The organism is Paraburkholderia sp. BL21I4N1 (assembly GCF_002973525.1).
GTDB lineage: Bacteria > Pseudomonadota > Gammaproteobacteria > Burkholderiales > Burkholderiaceae > Paraburkholderia.
On record NZ_PVEN01000001.1, the window covers coordinates 490567 to 512970 of the forward strand.

Genomic DNA, 22404 nt, shown 5'->3' on the forward strand with positions numbered 1-22404 from the left:
CCGCGCGGCGCGACACGAATTAAGGAGAAGTACGATGAATCAGGCGAAACAGAAGGACCAGGCAAAGGCCGCGTCGACGCGGCCCGCCACCCATGCGATGCGCGAGGCGCTGCGGCTGATCGGCGGTTTCTGGCCGCTGACGCTGTTCGCAACGGTGATGGGTTGTATCGGCGGCTTTTCGACCGCATGGCTGCTGGCGGCGGTCAACGATGGACTGCATGAAGCGGGCGGCGTCAGCGAGCGTACCGCGTGGGCTTTCGCGGGACTGTGCGCGCTGACCGTGGGCGGCAACCTGATCGCGGGTCTCGCGAACAGCGTGGTCGGACAGAAGGTGATCGCGGCGTTGCGCAAGGACATCTCGTCGCGAATCGTCTGCGCGCCGCTCGCCGCGATCGAGCAGCATCGCGTGCACCGGCTGCTTGCCACGCTCAATGGCGACATCGATACGATCAGCGTGTTCACGTTCAGTTTTTCGAGCTACGCGATCGCGTTTGCGCTGACGCTGGGCTGCATCGTGTATCTGCTGTTGTTGTCGCCGGTGCTGTTCGGGCTCGCGGCCTTCGCGATCGTGGCGGGGTTGTTGATGGCGCGCTGGGCGCGGAGTCGCTGGAACACCTACTACGATCAGGTGCGCGACGCGCAGGACGATCTGCAGAAGCAATATCGTTCGATTACCGAGGGCGCGAAGGAACTGCGCATGAATCGCGGCCGCCGTCGGCGTGTTTACGATGCGCAGCTGGGCGGCGCGATCGACATGATCTCGCAACTCAAGACGAAGGCGATGAGCCTCTACTGGCTGCATGAAAGCACGTCGTCGGTGCTGTTCTTCGTCGTGATCGGCTTGATGGTGGCGCTGCAGCATCGGCTCGGCGTGGCGTCGTCGGTGGTGAGCGGTTTCGTGATCGTGCTGCTGTACGTGAAGGGTCCGGTGCAGCAGTTGTCGAGCGCGTTGCCGGCGCTGGGGCAGGCGCAAGTGTCGTTCCGGCGCATCGCCGAGCTGTCCGCCGAATTCGCCAATCGCGAGCCGGATCTGCTGATCGACGCGCCGGTTGCGGCGTTGCCGGAATTTGAGCGGATCGCGTTGCGGGGGGCGTCGTATGCGTTTCCGTCGCCGTCGGGCGCGTCGGGTTTTGCGCTGGGACCGGTCGATCTGGAAGTGCGGCGCGGCGAGATCATTTTTATCGTCGGTGAGAATGGTTGTGGCAAGACCACGCTCATCAAGCTGTTGCTCGGGCTGTACGCGCCGCAAGACGGCGAACTGCTGCTGAACGGCGAGCCGGTGCGGCATGACAGGGTGGACAGCTATAGGCAGTTGTTTTCGGCGGTGTTCGCCGATTACTACCTGTTCGACGACTTCGTAACCAACGACCCGGGCGATGTGCAGCGCGCGCGTGAGGCGCTCGAGCGGCTCGAGATCGCGCATAAGGTGCGTGTCGAAGATGGCGCCTTCAGTACGACGGATCTGTCGACCGGGCAGCGCAAACGCCTCGCGCTGGTGCAGGCCATGCTGGAGGCGCGGCCCATCATCATGCTCGACGAGTGGGCCGCGGATCAGGACCCGACGTTCCGCCGGGTGTTTTATCGGGAGTTCCTGCCGGAGCTCAAGCAGATGGGCAAGACGATTATTGCCATCTCGCACGACGACCGCTTTTTCGACGCGGCGGACAGAATCGTTCGCGTGCGCGACGGGAAAATTGTCGACGTGTCGGACGAGCGCAGCGATAGGCCGGTGCAGGTAGCGTGAGCGAGATCAGCGAGCGGGGCAATGTCGTCAGGTTGACGACATTGCCCCGGCATTACGGCTTCACGCGTTCACACACCGGAACCCGGCATAGACATACTGGTAATGCGGTTGAAACCAGTTGCGGAAAGCCGGCCGCAACATGCATTGCGCGGTGCGTGCCGATCCGCCTTTGATCACGTAATGCTGGCCGTCGAAGAAATTGGCCGAGTAGCCCAGATAGAACGGAAACGCTTCGAATCCCGGCAACGCGTCGAACAGCGTCGAAGTCCACTCCCAGCCGTTGCCGAACTGACCTTCCACGCCGAATGCGCTGACGTTGTCCGGATAGGCGTCGACGGGGCGCGGATCCCAACTGCGGAAATCGAAATTGCCGGATGCGGCGTGTGGCGCGCCGTGCGCTGCGCGTTGCCACTGCGCCTCGGTGGGCAGCGTCTTGCCGGCCCAACGCGCGTAGGCGCTGGCTTCGGCGTGACTGACGTAGGCGGGCCAGTCGAGCGGCAGCGGCACGTCGTCGAACATGGTGCGCAGCGTCCAGGCGGCTTGCGGGCCGTGTGGGCCGCGCGCGTCGCGTGGCGACCAGCAGGCGGGATGCTCGATCCGCTCGGCTGCCTTCCACGCCCAATCCTTGTCGGACCACCACCGGCGTTCGCGATACCCGCCTGCTTCGATGAAGGCGAGAAACGCGCCGTTCGTCACCATGTGACGGTCGATCTCGAAGGCGGGAACCTCCACGTGCATCTCGCCGAATTCATTGTCCCAACCGAATTGCCCGGCGTCGCGCGACATGCCGAGCACGGCTGTGCCGGCCGGCACGTGGACCATCGACGCCAACGCCTCCGTGCGCCCGGGCTGGGTCGCCACCGGCTCATTGAGCCCGCTGACCTTTTGTTCGAGCGGTAGTTGATGCAGCATGTACGCGAGCGTCTCCGCGTGCATCAACCGATGTTCGATCGCGACGTTCAATAGCTGCTCCGTGGCGGCCGCTTGCGCGTTATCTGCTAGGCCGGGAGGTGCCCTGTCCGCAAGCGCACCGACCTCACGGTCGATCTGCTCACGGGCGCGCGACGCGTAATCGCGTATCGTGTCGAGTGAGGGCCAGTCACCGGGTTGGTCGGTGGGAAAACCGCCGTCGACGGGATCGATGCCGAACGCGAAAAGCTGATCGAGGTGCGGGTCGAACGCCGGGAGATCGCATAGGCGTTGATCGAACAGATTACGATCGAAAGCTTCCAGATGGCCGATATAAAACACGATGCGATGACGCTCGCGGATCGGCCGCTCGTATAAAAACTCGGGTTTGACGATAGCAAACAGATCGTCGGTGATTCGACGCGCGTCGATCAGGCGCTGGACGAGCGGGTGATGCGGGGCGGGGTCGCGGTTCATTTCGCCGGGTCTCCTTGCGGGGGGACAGACTCAAGACTGTACCCGAGTCGCAGGAGCCGTGCCACGATGGCTGCGCGTGGACGGAAACCGGCGCGATCCAGCTAAAAGCCGACCGAAACCGCGGCGGCGAACCGTAGTCACGCGCGGCTATACGGTCCGCGCGGCAGACCGCTCGCTTAGAGATGCCGCAGACCGTCCAGATCGACGATCCGGATGTGCTTACCCTGTATGTCGATCAGCCCGCGCTTTTGAAATCTTGACAGGGTACGGCTCACGGTTTCGAGCGTCATGCCGAGGTAGCTGCCCATGTCCTCGCGCGTCATCCGCAAGTTGAATTCCGCCGACGAATAGCCGCGTTGCGCATTGCGCTCCGACACGTCGAGCAGGAAAGCCGCGACCCGTTCGTCTGCCGACAGCGAACCGAGCACCATCATCTGCGCGGCCTCGCGAACAATCTGCTCGCCCAGCAGCTTATGCAGGCGTTCCTGCATTGAGCCGATTTCGCGGCACAGCGATTTGAGCGCGGTGTACGGGACGATGCACACGGTGCTGTCTTCGAGGGCGAGGGCGCTGCATGCGTGCATGTCTTCGCTGATGCCGTCGAGACCGAGCGCCTCGCCGGCGAGACGCAGACCGGTGACCTGCTCGCGGCCGTCGCGGTGCGCCATGACGGTTTTCATCGAGCCGGAGCGCACGGCGTAGATACTGTCGAAGCGATCGCCGCTGCGATACAGCGCTTCGCCGCGCTGCACGGAGCGCGCTGAACAGATCAGCGTTTCGAGCTTGGTCAACTCGTCGGGCGACAAGCCTTGCGGCATGCAGAGTTGACGCATTGCGCAACTCGAACAGCGGGCGGTGCTGCGCGTGCTCGGACGGAAGGTCGATGCACGTCGGCCGCCGCGCACCGGCGTTGAGCTTGCGATGGAATCGTCGGTACGGGCGACGGGCGCGGCCGTGGTGGAAGTCAGCATGTTCTGCAGCCAGTTGTCAGGGTAATGACTGATTGTCCCACCGGCCGCGTCCCGTATTTAGCGGCAAAATGACGCGCACGAACAGTTAGGCATCTTGAGCGATATCAGGTCCGCGTGAATGGCATGCGGACTGCCGTGCGATGCGTTCCGGCAGATTGCTATCCGTCACGCGGCTTCGCTATCCTTGCCCGCGGCGGAGGGGATCAGCAGCACCGGCAAGTTTGCCTGACGCACGCAGCGCTCGGCCACGCTGCCGAGAATCAGTCGCTGCACCCCGCGCCGGCCGTGCGTGCCCATGACCAGCAGATCGGCATTGAATGCGGCGGCGGCCTTTAGCACGGTGCTTGAAACGTCGTCGAGCGACGTCGCTTCGCCCACCACGAGTTCGCCCTTCACGCCTTGCTCGACCATGGCCTTGGCGAATTCCGCGCCGAGCTCCTTGCCTTCTTCGACGAGACGGTTACGCAATACGGACGGGTCGTAGCCGGGCGCTTCGAAATACAGCGGCGTGTTTTCGACGACATAGAAAGGCTGCAACACGGCGCCGCTGGACTTGGCGAGCGCGAGCGCCGCTTCGAAGGCACGGCGTGACGTGTTACTCCCGTCGACCGCTACAAGAATGCGTGTGTACATATCGACTCCGCGTCTGAAAGAGGGTTTGGCGATTCCTTGCCGATGCGAGCTTAAATGATCGCTGAAAAAGATGCAGACAGGCCGGATGTAAATCAAAGACTTGTCAAATTCTGTGATGGCGATGTAAAGCGCGGTCTGCGCTTCAAAGCCTGTGCGTCCATAACCTGAACGCGGATACGAGACGCATATCCTCATCAAGATAGCGCGGGGTTGGCCTTACAATTAAGACCTACTCAGACAAGCTGATTCAGTCCGCTGATGAACGAGCGCAAAACCACGGGTCTCCCCGACAAGATCTACGGCGATATTCTGAATCGCATTGTCGAGGGCGAGTACAAGGAAGGTGAGCGCTTGCCCACCGAGCACGCGCTGGCGGAACGCTTTGCGACGTCGCGGCCGACGGTGCGGGAAGCCTTGGCCCGTCTGCGGGCGGACGGCATCATCATGACGCGGCATGGTTCGGGCACGACCGTCGCGCGTCGGCCCGATCCGGACGTACGACGTTTCGCGCCGCTCGAGACGCTGTCCGACATCCGTCGCTGCTACGAATTCCGGATGGTCACGGAAGCCGGCGCGGCCGAGCATGCCGCGCTAAAAGCCGACGTCGACGATATTGCCGCGATCCAGCATGCATGGGATCAGCTGGAACGCACCGGCGAAACGCAGGAGGCCGGCGCGAATGACGACTTCGTGTTCCACCTGGCGGTGGCGCGCGCGTCCAGAAACCCTTTTTTCATCACGGTCATGTCGTTTATCGAAGAACAGATCCTGTTCAGCATGAATCTGTCGCGCAATCTTTCGCTGGTGAAGACGGTAGAGCGGCACCGACTGGTGCAGGACGAGCATCTGGCCGTGCTGGAGGCGATTCGCCGGCAAGACCCGACGGCGGCGGGCGCGGCGATGCGGGCGCATCTGGGGAATGCGCTCGAACGGATGTTCGGTTCCTGAGTCGTCAGGCGATCGTCAGGCGGGCGTTGCGCTGCCGCGGCATGGTTGGCACGGCGGCAGCGGTCACGCAGGTTAAGCGGGTTGAACAGAGGTGCAGCGGTTAAAGCAGTTCATGGCGGTTACGCCGCCGCCGCCATCGGCCCGAACAGCGCGAGTCGGGTCTTCTCGCTAATGGCCACGTCCAGCGCCACGGCGCGTTCCACGCCGATCTGCACGGGCGGCCCGATCCGGCTGATGTCCATGCCGGTCTTGCGTAGCATCCGCTCGATTGCCGTGGTGGTCACCGTGACATAACTCGTAAAACCCATCTGGATCGCGTACCGGATGACTTCCCGGATAGCGTGCATGGTCAGGTCCGCAAAACCGAACGACTGGTCTTCGCCGCTGGTTTCGATCGCAAACCGGCTCAATTCCCAGATGGTCCGCCCGGCGGGCGCCGCTTCGCCATGCAGCAATTGCGGGAACGTGTCCCTCAGCATGTTCGGACCCTCGGTCGGCATCAGGCGCCAGCAGCCGCGCACTCGGCCGTTTTCGTCCTGAATCAGCATGTAGAGCGGCCCGAGGGCATCGTAGCCGTCGACCTCCATGCCCGCGATGGTCGGCGTTTCCCAGCCTAGCCGGCCCTGAAACACCCGAGCCCGCAGGCGGTACATCTCGTTGATGTCTTCGTTGTCAAATTCCTGACGCATTCCAATCCGGATTACTGGTTGCATGACGTTCTCCTGAACGTGTTGGGGTAGCCAATACGCAGGAAAACTTATGCATTATGAATCGCGCTGCCACCTACCTACCTAGGTAGGTGTGAATGCTTATCGGGTAACGCAGAATTCGAGACAGGCATCCGTACTTAACCGACAGGACACGAAAATGGAACTTCTCGAAAATCACTGGCAACCGCAAACCGGCCTGCAAACCCGTACTGCCGAGCCTTCCACGGCGGTCGACCGCGTGCTCATCATCGCTTATCGCAAAAAGAAGAAAGAGAGCCAGCGCCGGTTCTGGGCTCGTTTCGGCGTGACGCAGTCGCGCGGCAGCCGGTTTGAATCGGGCGCGGAAATTCCGGCGCCGGTGTCGATTCTGCTCGGTCTGTATTTCACCAAGACTGTTTCGGACGCGGATCTGGGCCGTGCCGAACGCGTGCTGTTCAGCCGCGACGCCGCCGCGTTGCTCAACCCGGGTCAATAAGCCCGAGTTGTGCGGCAATCACGGCCGCCGCGCGCCGCGAATTCACCCCGAATTTCGTCCTGATGTTCTTCATGTGGAAGTTCACCACGGCTTCCGAACAGTTCAGGATATGGGAGATCTCCCAGGTGGATTTGCCGCGCGCGGTCCATTTCAGGCATTCGCGCTCGCGCGGCGTCAGCTTGGGCAGCAAAGTCTGAGCGTGCGTATTCAAATGCTTCTGACTGGTATCGATTACCAGATCGCGCAATAACAGCAAATTCGGCAGTGCCACGTCGATATGACGCCAGAACGCCTCGTTCGGGTTGGTGTCGTTGACGAAGCACATCATGCCGGCTTCCTGATTCGGACCATGAATCGGCAACGTCACGCCGGCGCGTAGCCCATGCGAGCGCGCTTCTTCAAACATGGCCTGCTGCGCGTCGCTTTCGAAGATATCCGGCGACCAGATCAGCGGCGTGGAGCGCGTCATGGAATGCGCGACCGTCGGGTCGATGTGAACCATTCCCTGCTCGTCGTAGGTACGGCGCCAGACCGGCGCGTACGTGCTGCGGATATAGGCGTCTTCGAGCCGGATGGTCGGACGCGGCAGCATGGCGATCAAAAGCTTGTCGAAGCCCCACGTCTCGGCAAGGCCCGTGATTGCACCGAACCATTCCGTTTCGTCGGCGGCGTTCAGTAGCGGTGCCATCTGCTCGATAAAATGTAGCGACAATTTTGGCTCTCTCAGACTCGCAAGCAGCCGGCTGCGGTTATTTGCAGTAGGGCATGGCCTGCGGTTGTTGTTATCTTCACAATCTATCACCAAAAAATATTTTGCAAAGCCGGGTGAGTTTCTCGAAGGAAACATCATTTCCGTGATTCTGCGAAGCGGCGAATGAACGGCTCTGTCTACCTGAATCTCCCACCCAATCGGCATTCATTGTTCATTTGAACGGGAGATTCTCGCGTTAGCCGCCATTTTGATGCATGGCATTGGCAGCATAACTGTGAAACCCATTCCAATCGGCCATTTTTTGCCGAAATTTAAGGCAAAAAGAACCCTAAATGCCAAATGCCTGTTTTTTTTGACGGCTCGCGCGTGCCGCGATGTGCCGCTGTTTTGCGCGCCTGCCGCTATTGTCATACAAAATAGACCGAGCGCTGCTCTAATCTTCGTCCTCGTTTCCCTGAGGTTCGACGCGGCGCTGCGAGTTTCAGGTTGTTTGACAACCTTGCGAACCCGGTGCTACCTTCAATGGGCCAAATCGCTCGCCTATGCGATTTCCGCAACTGGCCGCGACTACGGGAAAATGCTGCGCCTCGCGCGGACCCCACCTACTCCGTCACACTTTCGCGTCACGCGCCTAAACCGTCCTCACTCACGCCCCCATCCACGCCCCAGCATGACCGACACCAGCCGACGCTATCCCGATCCCTCCATTCGCGTGCTCGATCCGCGCTTCAAGGCGCTGATGCTGGCGTCCGCCTCCGTCGAGTGTCTGTATCAGGGCGCGCGCTGGTCGGAGGGCCCGGTCTGGTTCGGGGACGGCCGATATCTGCTGTGGAGCGACATTCCGAACGATCGCATTCTGCGCTGGGATGAAACGAGCGGCACGGTCAGCACGTTCCGGCAGTCGTCGAACAATGCGAACGGTCATACGCGCGACCGGCAGGGGCGTCTCGTCAGTTGCGAGCATCTGACGCGCCGCGTCACGCGCACCGAATACGACGGTTCGATTACCGTGCTCGCGGACCGTTATCGCGGCAAGCGCTTCAATTCGCCGAACGACGTGGTTGTGAAGACGGACGGCTCGATCTGGTTCACCGACCCGACCTTCGGTATCGACAGTTTTTATGAGGGCGAGCGTCAGGCGTCGGAATTGCCCGCGTGCGTGTATCGCATCGACGGTCAATCGGGCGAGGTGAGCGTGGTTGCCGACGACGTGCTGGGCCCGAACGGCCTGGCGTTCTCCCCGGACGAGTCGGTGCTGTATGTTGTCGAATCGCGTGGCGAGCCGCGCAAGATTCGCGCATTCGACGTCGCCGGCCATGGCGAGTCATTGTCGAATAACCGTGTGCTGATCGACGCCGGTCCCGGCACACCGGACGGCTTTCGCGTCGATGTTCACGGCAATCTGTGGTGCGGCTGGGGGATGGGCAGCGACGAACTCGACGGCGTGCGCATCTTCACGCCACAAGGCGAAGCGATCGGCCACATTGCGTTGCCGGAACGTTGCGCGAACGTGTGCTTCGGCGGCCGGCATCGCAACCGGCTGTTCATGGCGGCGAGCCACGGCTTGTACTCGGTCTACGTGAATACGCAGGGCGTGCCGGGCGGTTGACTATCTCACGCTCACGCGGCCACCGCCGCGAAGCAACGCGGCGTTTTGTTAACGGACAGCGGCGATGCGGTGTGACCGCCGCATCGCCGCTGTCCGCGTCGATCAGATCAATAACCGACGCGATACACGCGGCCCGTCTCCGCGCCTTCCACACTACGCACGTAAGCGAGCGCCGCGCGCTGCGCGGTCACCGGCTCGAAGCCGCGGAAGAAGGGCGCATAAGCGTCGAGCGCTTCGGTCAGCACCGTCGGACTCACCACGTTAATACGGATGCCGCGTGGCAATTCGATCGCCGCGCCGCGCACGAAACCTTCGAGCGCCAGGTTGACGGTCGTCGCGCTCGCACCTAGACGAATCGGCTCGTCGGCGAGAATGCCGCTCGTCAGCGTGAACGAACCGCCGTCGTTCATGTACTGCTGCGCGGCCAGCACCACGTTGACCTGGCCCATCAGCTTGTCGCGCAGGCCGACCCAGAACTGTTCGACATTCATGTCCGCCAGCGGGCCGAAATGCACCTTGCCGGTCGCGGTGACGACGCCGTCTACTTTGCCAATCTCGCGGAAGAGTTGCTCGACGCTCGCGGGGTCGGTAATGTCGGCACGATACTGGCCGCGCGTCGCGCCCACTTCGATCACTTCATTGCGCGCCTTCAATTCCGCGCTGACTGCCTGGCCGAGCGTACCGGTGGCGCCGATCACGACGATCTTTTTCATCTGCTGTTCCGTTGAGGGTTGACGTGCGCTTGATTGTGCCGGGCGCCGGCCGCGCGAAAAAGGCGCGACGACGCGCAGGTCCTGCAACCCGCAGTTTCTAATCGCTGCGCTGCAATACGTGGCGGGCGCAAAGCAAGCTGAAGCAAAACGCGCGCCGTTATTCAAACGGTGCGCGCTTCGACACACACGGTTTAATCAGGCCACGCGCGCCGATTCAAACAGACATAAAACATGCGCGAAATGCGAATGCTTATTTCACCCGATGTAATTCGATCACGCGCGCCGGCCGCAAATGATTGAGCGCATAGTGAATGCGGCCGCGGTCCTGGCGACTGCCGACGGGACGCGGATCGTCGAACTGATGATCGGCGGAATAGTTTTCTCGCGGCGCGACCATGCCGCGGTCGATCACGGTGTAACCAGGTTCGAGCGCCAGCAGCAGATGATTGCCGCCGACCCGGCTGTCGAAACCGGCCATTCCGTCGAGCGCTTCCGGCACGCTGTTGACGAGCGTTGCGTTGGAGGTGGTGATCTCGTCCGGCGCGATCGGGCTGAGGCCCGCGATACGCGCGGCTTCGAGGTTCTTGCCGTCGGTGTCGACGGTGCTGTCGTGCGTGCGGTCGTTGTGCAATTCCGTCGTGGTCGGGCCGCTCGTACGCGGTTGCGCGCTGGTGTCTGCTGGCTTGTTGATATCGCTGTTCATCATGCATTCTCCTTGGAAGAGGACATGGGTGAAGTGCAGCAAAACCCGTTCCGCCTGGGACAAAAGGTGGGCGCGCGACTTGCACGGCCCTTGCGCCGCCCTAACGTGCGGCGCGCATTTGGCTTGGCGATTACGTCCAGAATTCTTTTCGTTTTTTTTAATGGACGCGTATTTTCTACAGAGTATGATCTTACTCCGACGAGCGCAGCGCGGTTAAATTGACGACATTTGTCCGGCCATTTCATCGTGGCCGGTAACACGCCGCAAACAGGCAACCGTGCGCTACTGAAAACATTTATGGGGCCGTCAGGGCGGGTGACACATGCACTTCGATGCTGCATTCACACATCGCGGCTATTTGTTAAATTGCGCGCCCGCACGCGCGGGCGATGGCTCCTGGCAACCCTATGTAGTCATCTCGCGCTCGAGCGACGGCGAGCTGGTCGCCAACCGTTTTTTCCCCACCGACTTGCGCTTTCCCGACGAAGGTTCCGCCATTGCGCACGCGCGCGACTGGGCCGTGCGCTGGATCGACGCGAGCAGCGTGACCATCTGAGTCAGACTCGTCGCGCGCATCGCAACGCCGCGCGCGAGAGCCGCACGTGACGGAACACGCGGCAAAGCCGAGCACGAACCGGCGCTGCGCGAGCCGCGGCAAAACGCGGTAATCTCTTGGCACAATCACTCTGAACCGCGCCCGCGCGCGGCGCTGTCCTTTTATGCCTAATGTGCCTGCCCATAACTGGGGTCTCGAACAGATCGTTGCGGCCCTGCGCGCGTCGCGCGAAGAATTGCATCGCACGCGGCATCCGCTCGGTATTCGCGAGCTGCCGTCGCGCGACGCGGTGATCGACATCGTCGCCGGCTTGCGCGCGGCGTTGTTTCCCACGCACTACGGCGCCCCCGATCTGACGGATGAAACCGTCGACTATTACGTCGGCCACACGCTCGAAAGTACGCTGCGTCTGCTCGCGGAACAGATCCGCCGCGCGTTGCGTTTTCTGCCCGAGTTCGGCGCGACACCGGAGGCCGAACTGAAGGCGCGCGCGTTCGACGTGGCGCGTGAATTCGGCACGCAGTTGCCCGGCATTCGTGCGCTGCTGGTCAGCGACATTCAGGCAGCCTTTACCGGCGACCCGGCCGCGCAGCACATCACCGAAATCCTGCTTTGCTATCCCGGCGTGTGGGCCATGACGCACCATCGGCTGGCGCATGCGTTGCATCGGCTCGGCGTGCCGCTGCTGGCGCGCTTCATCAACGAGATCGCGCATTCGGCAACCGGGATCGACATTCACCCTGGCGCGACCATCGGCCCGAGCTTCTTTATCGACCACGGCACGGGTGTCGTGATCGGCGAGACCGCCATCATCGGCGAACGCGTGCGGGTGTATCAGGCGGTCACGCTCGGCGCGAAGAGCTTCGCGGCGGATCTCGACGGCACGCTGGTCAAGGGCAACGCGCGCCATCCGATCGTCGAGGACGACGTGGTGATCTACGCCGGCGCGACGATACTCGGCCGCGTCACGATCGGTCGCGGCTCCGTGATCGGCGGCAATGTGTGGCTCACGCATAGCGTGCCGCCGGGCAGCAGCGTGTCGCAAGGCAAGATCCGCGAGGGCGAACGCAGCGACGAGGGGCGCGGGTAATGCGCGCGTCTGGCGGCCAACCTGGGCGTGAGCTTGGGCTTCGGCGTTTGTGGTTGCGGCACTGCTGCTGAGGCCGCCAGTCATGTCACGCGGTCGCGTCCACATGCCTCGTTGCGCGCTTGCCGGCGTCGAAGCGACGGTGGCCGAAACCGCGCACGCGTTTCCGCGTCACTCGCATGATCGCTTTGGTGTCGGGGTGATCGTCAGCGGCGGGCATCGGTCGGCGAGCGGGCGCGGCGTCGTCGAGGCGCGCGCCAACGACGCCATCATGGTCAATCCCGGCGAAGTCCACGACGGCAGTCCGCTCGACGAACGCGGCCGTGCGTGGCGCATGCTGTATTTCGAACCGTCGATGCTGACCGGCGTTGCCCGCGAACTGACCGGCGCGGCGGCGCGCGAACTCGAGTTGATCCGGCCGGTCGCGTGCGATCCCCTGCTGAAGCGTCGGTTCGACAGGCTGTTCGCAGTCTCGGTAGAGACGCTCGCCGTGCCCGACGATCTGGTGCGGGAGGAAGCGTTGCTCGATCTGCTCGGACACTTGATCCGGGCTCATGCGACGCAACCGGCGCGTGTGTCGTCGGCGAATGCATTGGGGCCGATTGCGCGCGCGAAAGCCCGTATCGACGACGATCCTTCCGCATCGCTCACGCTAGCCGATCTTGCTGTCGACACGGGCTTGAGCCGCTTTCAGTTGCTGCGTGGTTTCGCGCACCACATGGGACTGCCGCCGCACGCTTACCGGATGCAGCGGCGCGTAGGACTCGCAAGACAGTGGATCGCGCGAGGCGCGACGCTCGCGGATGCCGCGGCCGCCGCGGGATTCGCCGACCAGAGTCACATGACGCGGGCGTTCGTGCGCTTGCTGGGCGTGACGCCCGCGAACTACGCGGCGGCGATCCGCTAAGCCACCGGGATTCTCGCCATCGTTGTGATTACCCCGCTCGCAAATACCGCAGCATCGTGAGCCCATGCACGCCGTGCAGCCAGACATGCTGGCCGACGAACCACGCCGCGACCCACGAAGCCGCCACCACGATCAGATCGCAGTGTCCGCTGTTCCACAGATTCAACGAATGCCGCCCGGCGATCCACGGTACGCCGAGTGGGTTGGGCCAATCGGCGAGCAGGTGCATCAGACCGCCGCACGCGAAGCCGAACGCCGGCGCGGCATATACCGAATGGCCGAGCCAGTGATACGACGCCGCGAGCAACGCGAGCCAGCCCACGCCCCAATGCGTGAGCGTGCGATGCGTGATCCACAGACGACGCGCTCTCGACCACCACGCCACTTCGAGCCAGTCCGGCGCGGTAGCGCCTGCCACGCCCGCGATAAAGCTCAGCAACACACCGAGATGAAATGAGCCGCCGCCGCCGACCCGCGCGACCACCGCCGCCGCGATGACGCCGGCCGCAAACCCGGTTGCGTGATGTGCTTTGCTGGATGCCATCGAAACTCGCGCCGTCTGGAAGAACAAAGGGCGGCTATGTTCGCAGAAGCGCGGATAAAAAAATAGCCGATCCGCGAGTTAAAAAAATCGCGTATCGGCCTGGCCTTCAACATGCAAACGGGCGACTCGAATCTCAGGTCGCGCAGCGTGCGATATCAAAGCGCATTTCCGGTTCAGGGGGATCGTCCGGTGCGTTCGCCGGATGCATTACCTTGATGACGGAGCCGGCGTTGTACGGCGTCAGCGTCACGAAATACGAGTTGTTCGAATCGGAGCCGACCGCGATCTCGGTCGCCCCGCCAACGTTCGACATACGCATACGCGACAAGTGGCTTTCGAGGCAATCGGCGATGTAGGCGGGAGCGCGTTGCGAGGACACGTACATCATCGGCTGGGAAGCGTCGCGGATCGGACCGCTGGAGGAACCACAGGCAGTGAGACAAGCCGTCACGGCAGCAACGGGGACAAGCAGGAAAAGTCTTTTCATGATCCGGTCGTCGGCGTCCCCGGTCAGGCGCGGGAACTTGGGGCGCGGGCGAAGCGTAACGCGATGCGCTACAACGCGTGCGTCATGCTTCGCGACGAAGCCGCCGTTCAACCGCAATCACATTGCGGCAGGGAAGGCAGCCGGACCCAGTATACCCACCGCATGGCGACGTCGTCACTATCTGACTGCGTTGTACGCCGATCCGTAAGCCCGATGAAAAAACCCGCGCGCGATCGTGTCGCGCGCGGGTTCGGTTGCGCAGCGAATCGATGCATCCGCTGCGCAAGGTACCACTGAAAAAACTTAGAAGCGGTGACGCAGACCGACCGCCGCAGCCACCTGGTTGCCGGTCGACGACGGCGCGAGCGTGTTGATCGACGCGACGTTCGCGCCGAAGTTGCCGAGTTCGCCCGACGCATGCTGATACACGCCTTCGACGTACACGTCGGTGCGTTTGCTCAGCGAATAGTCGCTTTGCAGCGAGACCGTGTGCCACTTCGGATCGCCCGAGCCGTTCGAACCCGACATCTTGCCGTCGGTGAACGTGTACGACGCCGCGAGGCTCAAGGCCGGCGTCAGCGCGTATTTACCGTTCAGCTCGTAGTTGTCGAGATGCAGGTTGGTGCCGCCCACACCCGGCAACGTCACGCCGCCGACGTCCACGCCGGTGATGCCGTCGAGTTGCGTGTGCGTGTACACGAAGCCGGCCGTTGCCGGGCCGTACGTGTAGTTGATGCCCGCGCCGAAGGTGCGCTGCAGGTTCGCCGCGACCGCCGCGGTGCCGTCGCCTTGCGACACGGCGCCGCCCAGGTTCGAGCTGCCCGACTGGTTCAGTTGCAGGTAAGCCGCCGCGACGCTCAACGGGCCGTTGTCGTACGAAGCACCGGCGCTCCACGCGCGGTTGTTCGAGAACTGGCCGGCCGAGTTGCTGAAGCCGTACAAACCGCCGAATTTCAGGCCCGCGTAATTCGCGCTCGTGTATTTCACGGCGTTCTTGATCGAGAACGAGTTGTCCAGATTGTCGTTGTCGAATGGGTGCGCCGCGAGGTTGTTGCCGTAACCCGCACCGGCTTCCGACAGCGGGCCGAGGTAGTCGACCACGGAATCGTATTGTCGGCCGAGCGTCAGCGCACCGTACTGATCGCTTTTCAAGCCGACGAAGGCCTGGCGGTTGAACATCGTGCTGCTTTCGGTGTCCTGGCCGTTGTTCAGATTGAAGCCGTTTTCCAACGTGAAGATGGCGTGCAGACCGCCGCCGAGATCTTCGCTGCCGCGCAGGCCGAAGTAGGTGTTCGACACCGAACCGCTGCCTTGCTGCCAGTTGCTGTGGCCGCCCTGGTTGTTCGAATAGACGAGGCCGGCGTCCAGCGTGCCGTACAACGTCACGCTGCTTTGTGCGTGAACGCTGATCGCGAACGCGCCCATGAGACCTGCTGCGATGAGGGTTTTTTTCATGTTTAGATAACTCCGGGACAGTGCATAGAGAATCGCATTCCAGTGCCGACCGCCGATTCCGCCGGCTGCCTGACGATCCGCAGCGAAGTGTATTCCTGCTATTCCGATCTTTAATCGCATATGACACAACAATGAATTTTCAAATTCGTAATGGCGCATTGAAATCGGCTAAGTGCGGATAAATAAAGAATAATTGTTTTTCACGGATAATTCGTGAATGCCTTGTCAATGCCGCGACGTTGCTCGACCGCGACGCCGCCCGGTGATCGTTACAGGGAAAGGATCTGCAAGGCGTTTCGTCGATTCATGGATTCATTGCGTTTTCTGCAACTTACTCTTCCAATTGAGATGGTCTATCCCGCTGGATTGCGCGTCTACAATTGAGTCACCCTTTGACCAAGGGTGTCTTTTTCATCTTTTATACGCGGCCCATTGGCCGCGTTTTTTTATAAAAAATATATAATGGATTTATAAGTTCCCACGAATAAGGAAACAGAATATTTCGAGTGTCGTCGGGCTGATGCCGGCTTGTCCGTTCGTCAGAGGGCCACATTAGGCGCGAGCCGGGCAGGTAGAATCGTGCGCTTCAGATGTGTTTCCGCCCCGCGAACGTGAGTAAACCTGTAATGACCGACACCCCCCTTCCATCGTCCGACAACGCTGCCGATATCACGACGGAAGGCTCGTCCGAACTGGACGAAACCGTGCACGAACCGCGCTTGTGGCGCGACGACGGCTGGACCGCGCGCGTCATCAAGAACGAAGACGACGAAGGCTGGGCCGTCGCCATGATTAAAGACGGCGAAGCGGAACCGGCGCTCGTCGGCCCGTGGACCATGGGCCGCAACAAGAAAGATCCGAAACCGCTCGACACCTCGGCGTTCAACACGCTGGTGAAGACCGCGTCGGAAGTACTGCGCCGCCACGAACAGCAACTGCGCGCGCAGCTCCATAAAGAAGTGCGCGTATCGAGCGCGGACGGCAACGACGAACTCGACATCACGCTAGACATCGTCCCCGACGAAATCGAGCCGTACGCGCTGCTGACCGCGCTCGACCTGTTCGGCGCACAGCTCGCGCAGGTTCAGGTCGCGCCGAACTTCAAGCTCAGCAAGGCAAGCGCGGTTGCGTGGGTCGAAAACGAGTTTCGCCGGCCGGGCTAACGGTGGGGCGAACGTGGCAAGGTAGTGTGGATTTGCTGACAACCAGCTAAATTAAACATTACCAATAGCTGTCAATATACTTTCACATTCACTTCATAGAATCCTCGCGTCATAGCGGCGCGAGCGTGAGCCATGCGGTTTTGGGTCTGAGTGCGTGCCGACTGTGCATTCACCCACGCTACCCGAACCCTGGATCACAACAACATGGCAGAGCCGTTCGACCTTTCCCGCCGCAAGGCCCTGAAACTCCTGGCCGGCGCCCCGATGCTGCCGTTAGGCGGCCTCGCCACGGCGTCCATGCTGACCGCCTGCGGCGGCGGCAACGATCTGGCTGGACCGGCGGCCACGCCCGTCGCGAATTTCACGTCGGCTTCATTTGCCAGCATGCCGGCGCCGTCGCTGGCCAATCCGGCGCTGATGGCGACCACCACGGTCGGCTCCAGTCTGACCGTGTCGTATTCCGATGGCTCCAAGCGGGCCTATAAGCTCGCCTATCAGCCGTTCTTCATGACCGGCGACATGGTGCCGGACGGCAAGGGCGGCACCGTGCTGGCGGGCGGTTACTTCGACATCAACAATCAGCCGATCTACGACAATTCGGTGCCCGCGCAACGGCGCCAGTTCTTCTCGGATTCGCCGGACGGCACGTCGCTGCTGAAGATCGACGGCGCCAAGGTGGCCGGCGTCAAGGGCAACACGGTGTTCGCCGTGGTCCAGTTCGAATACACGACGCGCTCGCAGTCCGGTGCGGATATGTACGGCCGTCTGCCGTCGCCGATTGCCGTGTTGACGCTGGATCAGGATCCGGCCACCGGCAAGCTGACGCTCGTGAAGTACCACAACGTCGACACGTCGCCCGCGAATGGACTGTGGATCACGTGCGGCGCGAGCCTGTCGCCGTGGAACACGCATCTGTCCAGCGAGGAATACGAGCCGGATGCGTTCACGACCAGCACGAGCAATCTCGCGCAATACAAGGCGTACAACGAGAATCTGTACGGCAACACGAATATCGCCTTCAACCCTTACCTGTATGGGCATCTGCCGGAGATCACGGTCAAGGCGGATGGCACGGGCAGCGTCAGGAAACACTATTGTCTCGGACGCATTTCGCACGAACTCGTGCAGGTCATGCCGGACAACCGCACGGTGCTGATGGGCGACGACGCGACCAACAGCGGCCTCTTCATGTTCGTAGCGGACGTGGAGAAGGATCTGTCGGCCGGCACGTTGTATGTCGCGAAGGTGGGCGCGGGCTTCTCGGTCGATGCGTCCGCGGCGGGTGCGGACTTGTCGTGGATCAAGCTGGGCCACGCGACGAGCGCGGAAGTCGAGGCCATGGCGAAGTCGAACCGTCCGCAGGACGTGATCGACGTCAAATGGACCGATCCCGCCGACGCCAGCTATAAGAAGGTTTTCGCCAGCGGCGTCGCGCAATGGGTTCGGGTCGTGCCGGGCAAGGAGAAGGTCGCGGCCTTCCTCGAAACCCATCGTTACGCGTTCCTCGCGGGCGGCAGCATGGGCTTCACGAAGATGGAAGGCACGACGGTCAACATCAAGGACAAGATCGCGTACTCGGCGTTGCAGAACATTGTTGATTCGATGGTGAAGGGCAACACGGCGAAGGGTTGGAATGCGGAGAGCAATATTTCCGTCGATGCCGCGATCAACGCCGGCGGCGTGCTTCAGCACAAGCTCGCGGGCGGCCAGAAAGACAACGGCGGCGCGGCGATCAACAGCGAGTGGGTGCCGGTACATACCAGCGCGCTGCTGGTCGGCAAAGACATCACCGCCGACGCGCTCGGCAACAAGGCCGATCCGGAGCGGGTCGCCAATCCGGACAATCTGAAGTTCTCGGAGAAGCTGCGCACGCTGTTTATCGGCGAGGACAGCGGCTATCACGTGAACAATTTCCTGTGGGCGTACAACGTCGACACGAAACAGCTCACGCGTTTGCTGTCGACGCCGGCCGGCGCCGAATCGACCGGCTTGCACGCGGTCGACGAGCTCAACGGCTGGACCTACATCATGAGCAACTTCCAGCACGCCGGCGATTGGGGCAGCCAGCATACGCAGGCGTTGCGCGACACGCTCGAGCCGCTGGTGCGGGCGAACTACAAGGACCGGTTCGGCGCGTCGGTGGGATATTTGACGGCGGATCCGGCGGCGGTGAAGCTTTAAGGGGAGCGGCTCGGCGCGGGGCGAACCCATTCGCGATCCGAGCCTCGATCGCCACTCGTGGCGTTTTCGTCCGCCAGAAACAGATGAGGCCCCACGTGGGGCCTCATAACTTCGCGGATGCGCTTGATCGGTGTGACCCGACGGTAACAGCGCGGCTGGGATCCTGGCGGACTACCGCCGCACGGTCGCGCCGCCTCAATTTCGCTTGCAGAAAATCGCCGTGATCAGCGGCGCCACGCGATGCACGATCGCCGTGCTGCCCGCCGCGGTAATCGCGCCCTGGACCTTGGACTCGCTACCGAACACCACCACGCCGTAGGCGGAGCGGGCAAGCGGTTCGCCGTCGCCGACGCGGAACATCGGGTCATCTTTTTCGTAGCCGACCACCGCGAAGATATGGAACCCGTAAGCGGTCAGGTCGGCGCCGGACGTCGGCGAAAAGGCGTTGATCGAATTGCTCTCCACGCGCGTGGGCTTCGGATCGATCAGCTGTTGCTGCGCGAGATCGGCAATGAACTGATGGCCGCTTTCAGTGCAGGCGAGCGGTGCGTCGAGGGCGACGGCATGACTGGTAACGGGCAGCGCGGCGGCCAGCGCAAGCGCCACGGTGAAAAAAAAGCGTTTCATAAAGGTGAACGGCAAAGTTCGATGTAGTGTGTTCGCAACGGGTGGCGGCGTCGCGTCAGGCCCGAAAAGACGTTGCGCATCGAAGAGATCCCGCATGACAGGCGCAACTGGATTCGCACTTTATATCGATTCGGCAGATTCTGCTCATCCGCTGACCTGTCGCGGTAATGAACGCACCTCAAAGAAACGGCCGGGAAGAAAGCAATCTTTCTCGATCCCGTATATATTTCCGGGTTATGAATTCGCGACCCCAAACTCCAATTAACGTTCCGCCGCCCAGAACATGGGACGCGCGGCTCGCCCGCCGACTTGTGACTCCGCTAGTGAACACCTGGGTCACGCCGAACCACCTCACCACGCTGCGCCTGCTGATCGGGCTGGCAGGCGCGCTTTGCCTCGCGCACGGCGGTTTCGCGTGGGCCAATGCCGGCGCCTTCCTGATCGTGCTGTCGAACTTCGTCGACCATACGGACGGCGAGCTCGCACGCATCGGCGGGAAGTCGAGCCGAATCGGTCATTTTTACGACCTCGCCTGCGACGCAGCCGTCACCGTCATGCTGTTCATCGGCATGGGAATGGGCGTGGGTGCCACACACATCGGCGGTCTTAAGGTCGAGCCGGGCTGGCTTGGCGCGCTGGCCGGCGTGGCCGTCGCACTGATTTTCTTCCTGCGTATGCGCATCGAGGAAATGGCGGGCAAGGCGGGCACGAAGCAGGCCTCGGTCGGCGGTTTCGAAACCGAAGACGTGCTGTACCTGCTACCTATTGTCACGCTGACGAGCGTCGTGATGCCGTTCGTGGTGGTGGCGTCGATTGGCGCGCCGCTCTTCGCCGCTTGGGTGGTGGGCGACTACTGGCGCGTGGCGCGCCGTGCCGCTGCTGCCGTCGCGCCGATCGCGACAGCCGGCGCTTCTGAAACCCGTCCAATGTGGGCGAGCGAATGAGTACGCAAGCCAACGACGACGTGATCGCTCCCGTTTCAGCCGAACGCCCTGCGGTGCCGGCCGCCGCGCCGAACGCGGACCGTGCGGTGTCAGGCCGCACGCGTACCTTCGACAACCCGCGTCTGCGCAAGGATTTCGCAGACCAGGGCGCGTTCCTCTATCTGGAAGATTTTCTCGCGCCGGAAGTCACCGCCCAGCTCGCGCACAGCGCGCGTTCGCTGCTCGACGAAGTCAATCGCAACTATCTGCCGGGTCACAAGCAGGGCGGCAGCGTGAGCCGTCATACGATCGACCGCCTCGCGCCGTTCATCGCCGAGTTGTATCGCTCGAAGGAACTGATTGGCTGGCTCGAGCAACTGAGCGGCGACAAACTGCAGCTTTCGCCCGCCGACGATCCGCATGCGTACGCGTTGTACTACTACACGCGGCCGGGCGACCACATCGGCTGGCACTACGATACTTCGTACTATGACGGCCGCCGCTACACGCTGCTGCTTGGCGTGATCGACGAATCGTCGTGCCGGCTCGACTACGAATTGCACACACGCAACCCGGACGTACCGGATCAACCGGGCTCGGTGCAGATTCCGCCGGGCGGCCTCGTGTTTTTCGACGGCGACAAGCTGCGTCATCGCATCACGCCGGCCAGCGCGAATGAAATACGCGTGTCGCTGACGTTCGAATACGTGACCGACCCGAACATGCGGCCGTGGCGCCGCTTCATCTCGAACATGAAAGACGCGATCGCGTACTTCGGTTTCCGCCAGGTGTTCCGTCAGATGACAGCGCGCGGCAAGGATCGGTTGTGAGTCGCGCGGCCCTGATTCTGCTGTCGATCGGGACGGCGCTGTTTGTCGGCTTGCTGGCGTGGCAGGGTTTCGGTTCGATCGCGTCGACGCTGCTCGCCGCCGGTTGGGGGCTCGCGCTCGTCGCGCTGTTCCACGTCGTGCCGCTCGTGCTCGACGCCGGCGCGATTTCCGTGCTGTTCCGCCGCCGTCACGACGGCGTGCATCACGATCTGTCGCTGCGCGACGCGCTGTTTGGACGCTGGATCGGCGAGTCGGTGAATAGTCTGCTGCCGGCCGGTCAGATCGGCGGTCCGGTCGTCATGGTCCGGCAACTGTCGCAGCGCGGCATGCGCATGCGCGACGCGGCCGCCGCAATCACCGTCAGCACCACGGCGCAGGCGCTCGCGCAAATCATCTTCGCGCTGGGCGGTCTGCTGCTGTTCGGCGCGTACGCCGCACACGGCGCGTTGCACGATTTGCAAACCGCCACGTTGATCGCCACCGGCGTGCTGGGCGCGATGATCGTCGGTTTCTACTTTGCGCAGCGTCGCGGTCTGTTCGGCAAGCTGCTCGGCGTGGTGTCGAAAGTCTTCGGCAAGCGCGACTGGTCCTCGTTGATGACACGCGCCGAAGCCGTCGACGCCGCCGTACAGGCCATGTACCGCGAGCGCGGCCGGGTCGCGGCGAGCTTCGCGTTGAGTCTGGCGGGCTGGATCGTCGGCACGGTCGAAGTGTGGCTCGCGTTGCGCTTTCTCGGCCATCCGGTCGACTGGGTCGACGCTTTACTGCTGGAAAGTCTGGGTCAGGCGATCCGCGGCGCAGCGTTTATGATTCCGGGTTCGCTCGGCGTGCAGGAAGGCGGTTATCTGCTGCTCGCGCCGCTGGTCGGTTTGCCGCCGGAAGCGGCGCTGGCGTTGTCGCTGGCCAAGCGCGCGCGCGAAATCCTGTTAGGCTTGCCGGGCTTGCTGGTTTTGCACTTCAGCGAACGAAGCTGGCAACGGCGGCGCGCCACGGGGCGCGTGCCGGTTGTCGATTAAACTCCGTATTTTTTCAAAGGACCG

The 22404-nt window shown here is 62.5% G+C and carries 23 protein-coding genes; 12 read left to right on the forward strand and 11 right to left on the reverse strand.

Features of this window, described 5'->3' with window-relative positions; translation table 11 throughout:
• The first annotated feature begins 34 nt into the window (after window positions 1-34).
• Complete coding sequence (locus tag B0G83_RS02040) at window positions 35-1744, forward strand: cyclic peptide export ABC transporter (RefSeq protein ID WP_258167646.1); 1710 nt, start codon at window positions 35-37, stop codon at window positions 1742-1744.
• A gap of 60 nt (window positions 1745-1804) precedes the next feature.
• Here B0G83_RS02040 and B0G83_RS02045 read toward each other — a convergent pair whose 3' ends face one another.
• From B0G83_RS02045 to B0G83_RS02055, 3 genes are all read right to left on the reverse strand, one after another.
• Complete coding sequence (locus B0G83_RS02045; protein WP_105505756.1) at window positions 1805-3130, reverse strand: SUMF1/EgtB/PvdO family nonheme iron enzyme; 1326 nt, start codon at window positions 3128-3130, stop codon at window positions 1805-1807.
• Window positions 3131-3306: 176 nt separating this feature from the next.
• On the reverse strand, window positions 3307-4101 hold the full coding sequence (gene fnr / locus B0G83_RS02050) for a fumarate/nitrate reduction transcriptional regulator Fnr (protein WP_146120142.1): 795 nt from the start codon (window positions 4099-4101) through the stop codon (window positions 3307-3309).
• A 165-nt stretch (window positions 4102-4266) separates the two neighbouring features.
• On the reverse strand, window positions 4267-4734 hold the full coding sequence (locus tag B0G83_RS02055; protein WP_105505757.1) for a universal stress protein: 468 nt from the start codon (window positions 4732-4734) through the stop codon (window positions 4267-4269).
• Window positions 4735-4992: 258 nt separating this feature from the next.
• Here B0G83_RS02055 and B0G83_RS02060 point away from each other — a divergent pair, with 258 nt between their 5' ends.
• Entirely contained in the window at window positions 4993-5682 is a 690-nt protein-coding gene (locus tag B0G83_RS02060) for a FadR/GntR family transcriptional regulator (RefSeq protein ID WP_105505758.1), read from the forward strand.
• A 119-nt stretch (window positions 5683-5801) separates the two neighbouring features.
• On the opposite strand, the gene B0G83_RS02065 is transcribed toward B0G83_RS02060, so the two are convergent.
• On the reverse strand, window positions 5802-6395 hold the full coding sequence (locus tag B0G83_RS02065; protein ID WP_105505759.1) for an acyl-homoserine-lactone synthase: 594 nt from the start codon (window positions 6393-6395) through the stop codon (window positions 5802-5804).
• A 154-nt stretch (window positions 6396-6549) separates the two neighbouring features.
• On the opposite strand from B0G83_RS02065, the gene B0G83_RS02070 reads away from it, so the two are divergent.
• Complete coding sequence (locus tag B0G83_RS02070) at window positions 6550-6867, forward strand: hypothetical protein (protein WP_105505760.1); 318 nt, start codon at window positions 6550-6552, stop codon at window positions 6865-6867.
• On the opposite strand, the gene B0G83_RS02075 is transcribed toward B0G83_RS02070, so the two are convergent.
• Window positions 6851-7555 (reverse strand): LuxR family transcriptional regulator, encoded by a 705-nt coding sequence (locus tag B0G83_RS02075; RefSeq protein WP_105505761.1) that lies wholly within the window; start codon window positions 7553-7555, stop codon window positions 6851-6853. The two genes, B0G83_RS02070 and B0G83_RS02075, sit on opposite strands and share 17 nt — an antisense overlap.
• A 694-nt stretch (window positions 7556-8249) precedes the next feature.
• On the opposite strand from B0G83_RS02075, the gene B0G83_RS02080 reads away from it, so the two are divergent.
• Complete coding sequence (locus tag B0G83_RS02080) at window positions 8250-9188, forward strand: SMP-30/gluconolactonase/LRE family protein (protein ID WP_105505762.1); 939 nt, start codon at window positions 8250-8252, stop codon at window positions 9186-9188.
• A gap of 107 nt (window positions 9189-9295) precedes the next feature.
• Here B0G83_RS02080 and B0G83_RS02085 read toward each other — a convergent pair whose 3' ends face one another.
• Window positions 9296-9901, reverse strand: a complete 606-nt coding sequence (locus B0G83_RS02085; protein WP_105506541.1) for a short chain dehydrogenase — start codon at window positions 9899-9901, stop codon at window positions 9296-9298.
• A 250-nt stretch (window positions 9902-10151) separates the two neighbouring features.
• Window positions 10152-10604, reverse strand: coding sequence for a DUF3005 domain-containing protein (locus B0G83_RS02090; protein WP_105506542.1), 453 nt, complete (start codon window positions 10602-10604; stop codon window positions 10152-10154).
• Between the two features lie 322 nt (window positions 10605-10926).
• On the opposite strand from B0G83_RS02090, the gene B0G83_RS02095 reads away from it, so the two are divergent.
• The 3 genes from B0G83_RS02095 (at window position 10927) to B0G83_RS02105 (ending at window position 13154) form a co-directional block, all read left to right on the forward strand.
• Window positions 10927-11160: a hypothetical protein gene (locus B0G83_RS02095; RefSeq protein WP_105505763.1), complete on the forward strand. Its 234-nt coding sequence runs from the start codon at window positions 10927-10929 to the stop codon at window positions 11158-11160.
• 163 nt (window positions 11161-11323) lie between these two features.
• Window positions 11324-12250, forward strand: a complete 927-nt coding sequence (epsC, locus tag B0G83_RS02100) for a serine O-acetyltransferase EpsC (protein WP_105505764.1) — start codon at window positions 11324-11326, stop codon at window positions 12248-12250.
• Between the two features lie 82 nt (window positions 12251-12332).
• Entirely contained in the window at window positions 12333-13154 is an 822-nt protein-coding gene (locus B0G83_RS02105; protein ID WP_105505765.1) for an AraC family transcriptional regulator, read from the forward strand.
• 28 nt (window positions 13155-13182) lie between these two features.
• Here the strand turns inward: B0G83_RS02105 and B0G83_RS02110 are convergent, their stop codons facing one another.
• From B0G83_RS02110 to B0G83_RS02120, 3 genes are all read right to left on the reverse strand, one after another.
• Window positions 13183-13698, reverse strand: a complete 516-nt coding sequence (locus tag B0G83_RS02110) for a metal-dependent hydrolase (RefSeq protein WP_105505766.1) — start codon at window positions 13696-13698, stop codon at window positions 13183-13185.
• 133 nt (window positions 13699-13831) lie between these two features.
• A complete protein-coding gene (locus B0G83_RS02115; protein ID WP_374954880.1) occupies window positions 13832-14296 on the reverse strand; it encodes a hypothetical protein in 465 nt (154 codons plus the stop codon).
• A gap of 192 nt (window positions 14297-14488) precedes the next feature.
• Window positions 14489-15640, reverse strand: a complete 1152-nt coding sequence (locus B0G83_RS02120; protein ID WP_105505767.1) for a porin — start codon at window positions 15638-15640, stop codon at window positions 14489-14491.
• Window positions 15641-16266: 626 nt separating this feature from the next.
• Between B0G83_RS02120 and B0G83_RS02125 the strand changes: the two genes are divergently transcribed.
• Together B0G83_RS02125 and B0G83_RS02130 are read left to right on the forward strand one after the other, a co-directional pair.
• The gene (locus tag B0G83_RS02125; RefSeq protein ID WP_105505768.1) at window positions 16267-16803 is read left to right on the forward strand and encodes a hypothetical protein; all 537 of its coding nucleotides are present in this window, start codon (window positions 16267-16269) and stop codon (window positions 16801-16803) included.
• A 204-nt stretch (window positions 16804-17007) separates the two neighbouring features.
• Complete coding sequence (locus B0G83_RS02130; RefSeq protein ID WP_105505769.1) at window positions 17008-18984, forward strand: PhoX family phosphatase; 1977 nt, start codon at window positions 17008-17010, stop codon at window positions 18982-18984.
• Window positions 18985-19179: 195 nt separating this feature from the next.
• Here the strand turns inward: B0G83_RS02130 and B0G83_RS02135 are convergent, their stop codons facing one another.
• Window positions 19180-19611, reverse strand: coding sequence for a hypothetical protein (locus B0G83_RS02135; RefSeq protein ID WP_105505770.1), 432 nt, complete (start codon window positions 19609-19611; stop codon window positions 19180-19182).
• 236 nt (window positions 19612-19847) lie between these two features.
• Here B0G83_RS02135 and B0G83_RS02140 point away from each other — a divergent pair, with 236 nt between their 5' ends.
• From B0G83_RS02140 to B0G83_RS02150, 3 genes are read left to right on the forward strand one after another with little or no spacing between them, the layout of a single operon-like run.
• A complete protein-coding gene (locus tag B0G83_RS02140; protein ID WP_105505771.1) occupies window positions 19848-20555 on the forward strand; it encodes a CDP-alcohol phosphatidyltransferase family protein in 708 nt (235 codons plus the stop codon).
• Complete coding sequence (locus tag B0G83_RS02145) at window positions 20552-21364, forward strand: 2OG-Fe(II) oxygenase (RefSeq protein ID WP_105505772.1); 813 nt, start codon at window positions 20552-20554, stop codon at window positions 21362-21364. The genes B0G83_RS02140 and B0G83_RS02145 overlap by 4 nt, the downstream gene beginning before the upstream one ends.
• Window positions 21361-22380, forward strand: coding sequence for a flippase-like domain-containing protein (locus B0G83_RS02150; protein ID WP_105505773.1), 1020 nt, complete (start codon window positions 21361-21363; stop codon window positions 22378-22380). The genes B0G83_RS02145 and B0G83_RS02150 overlap by 4 nt, the downstream gene beginning before the upstream one ends.
• Window positions 22381-22404: the final 24 nt, after the last annotated feature.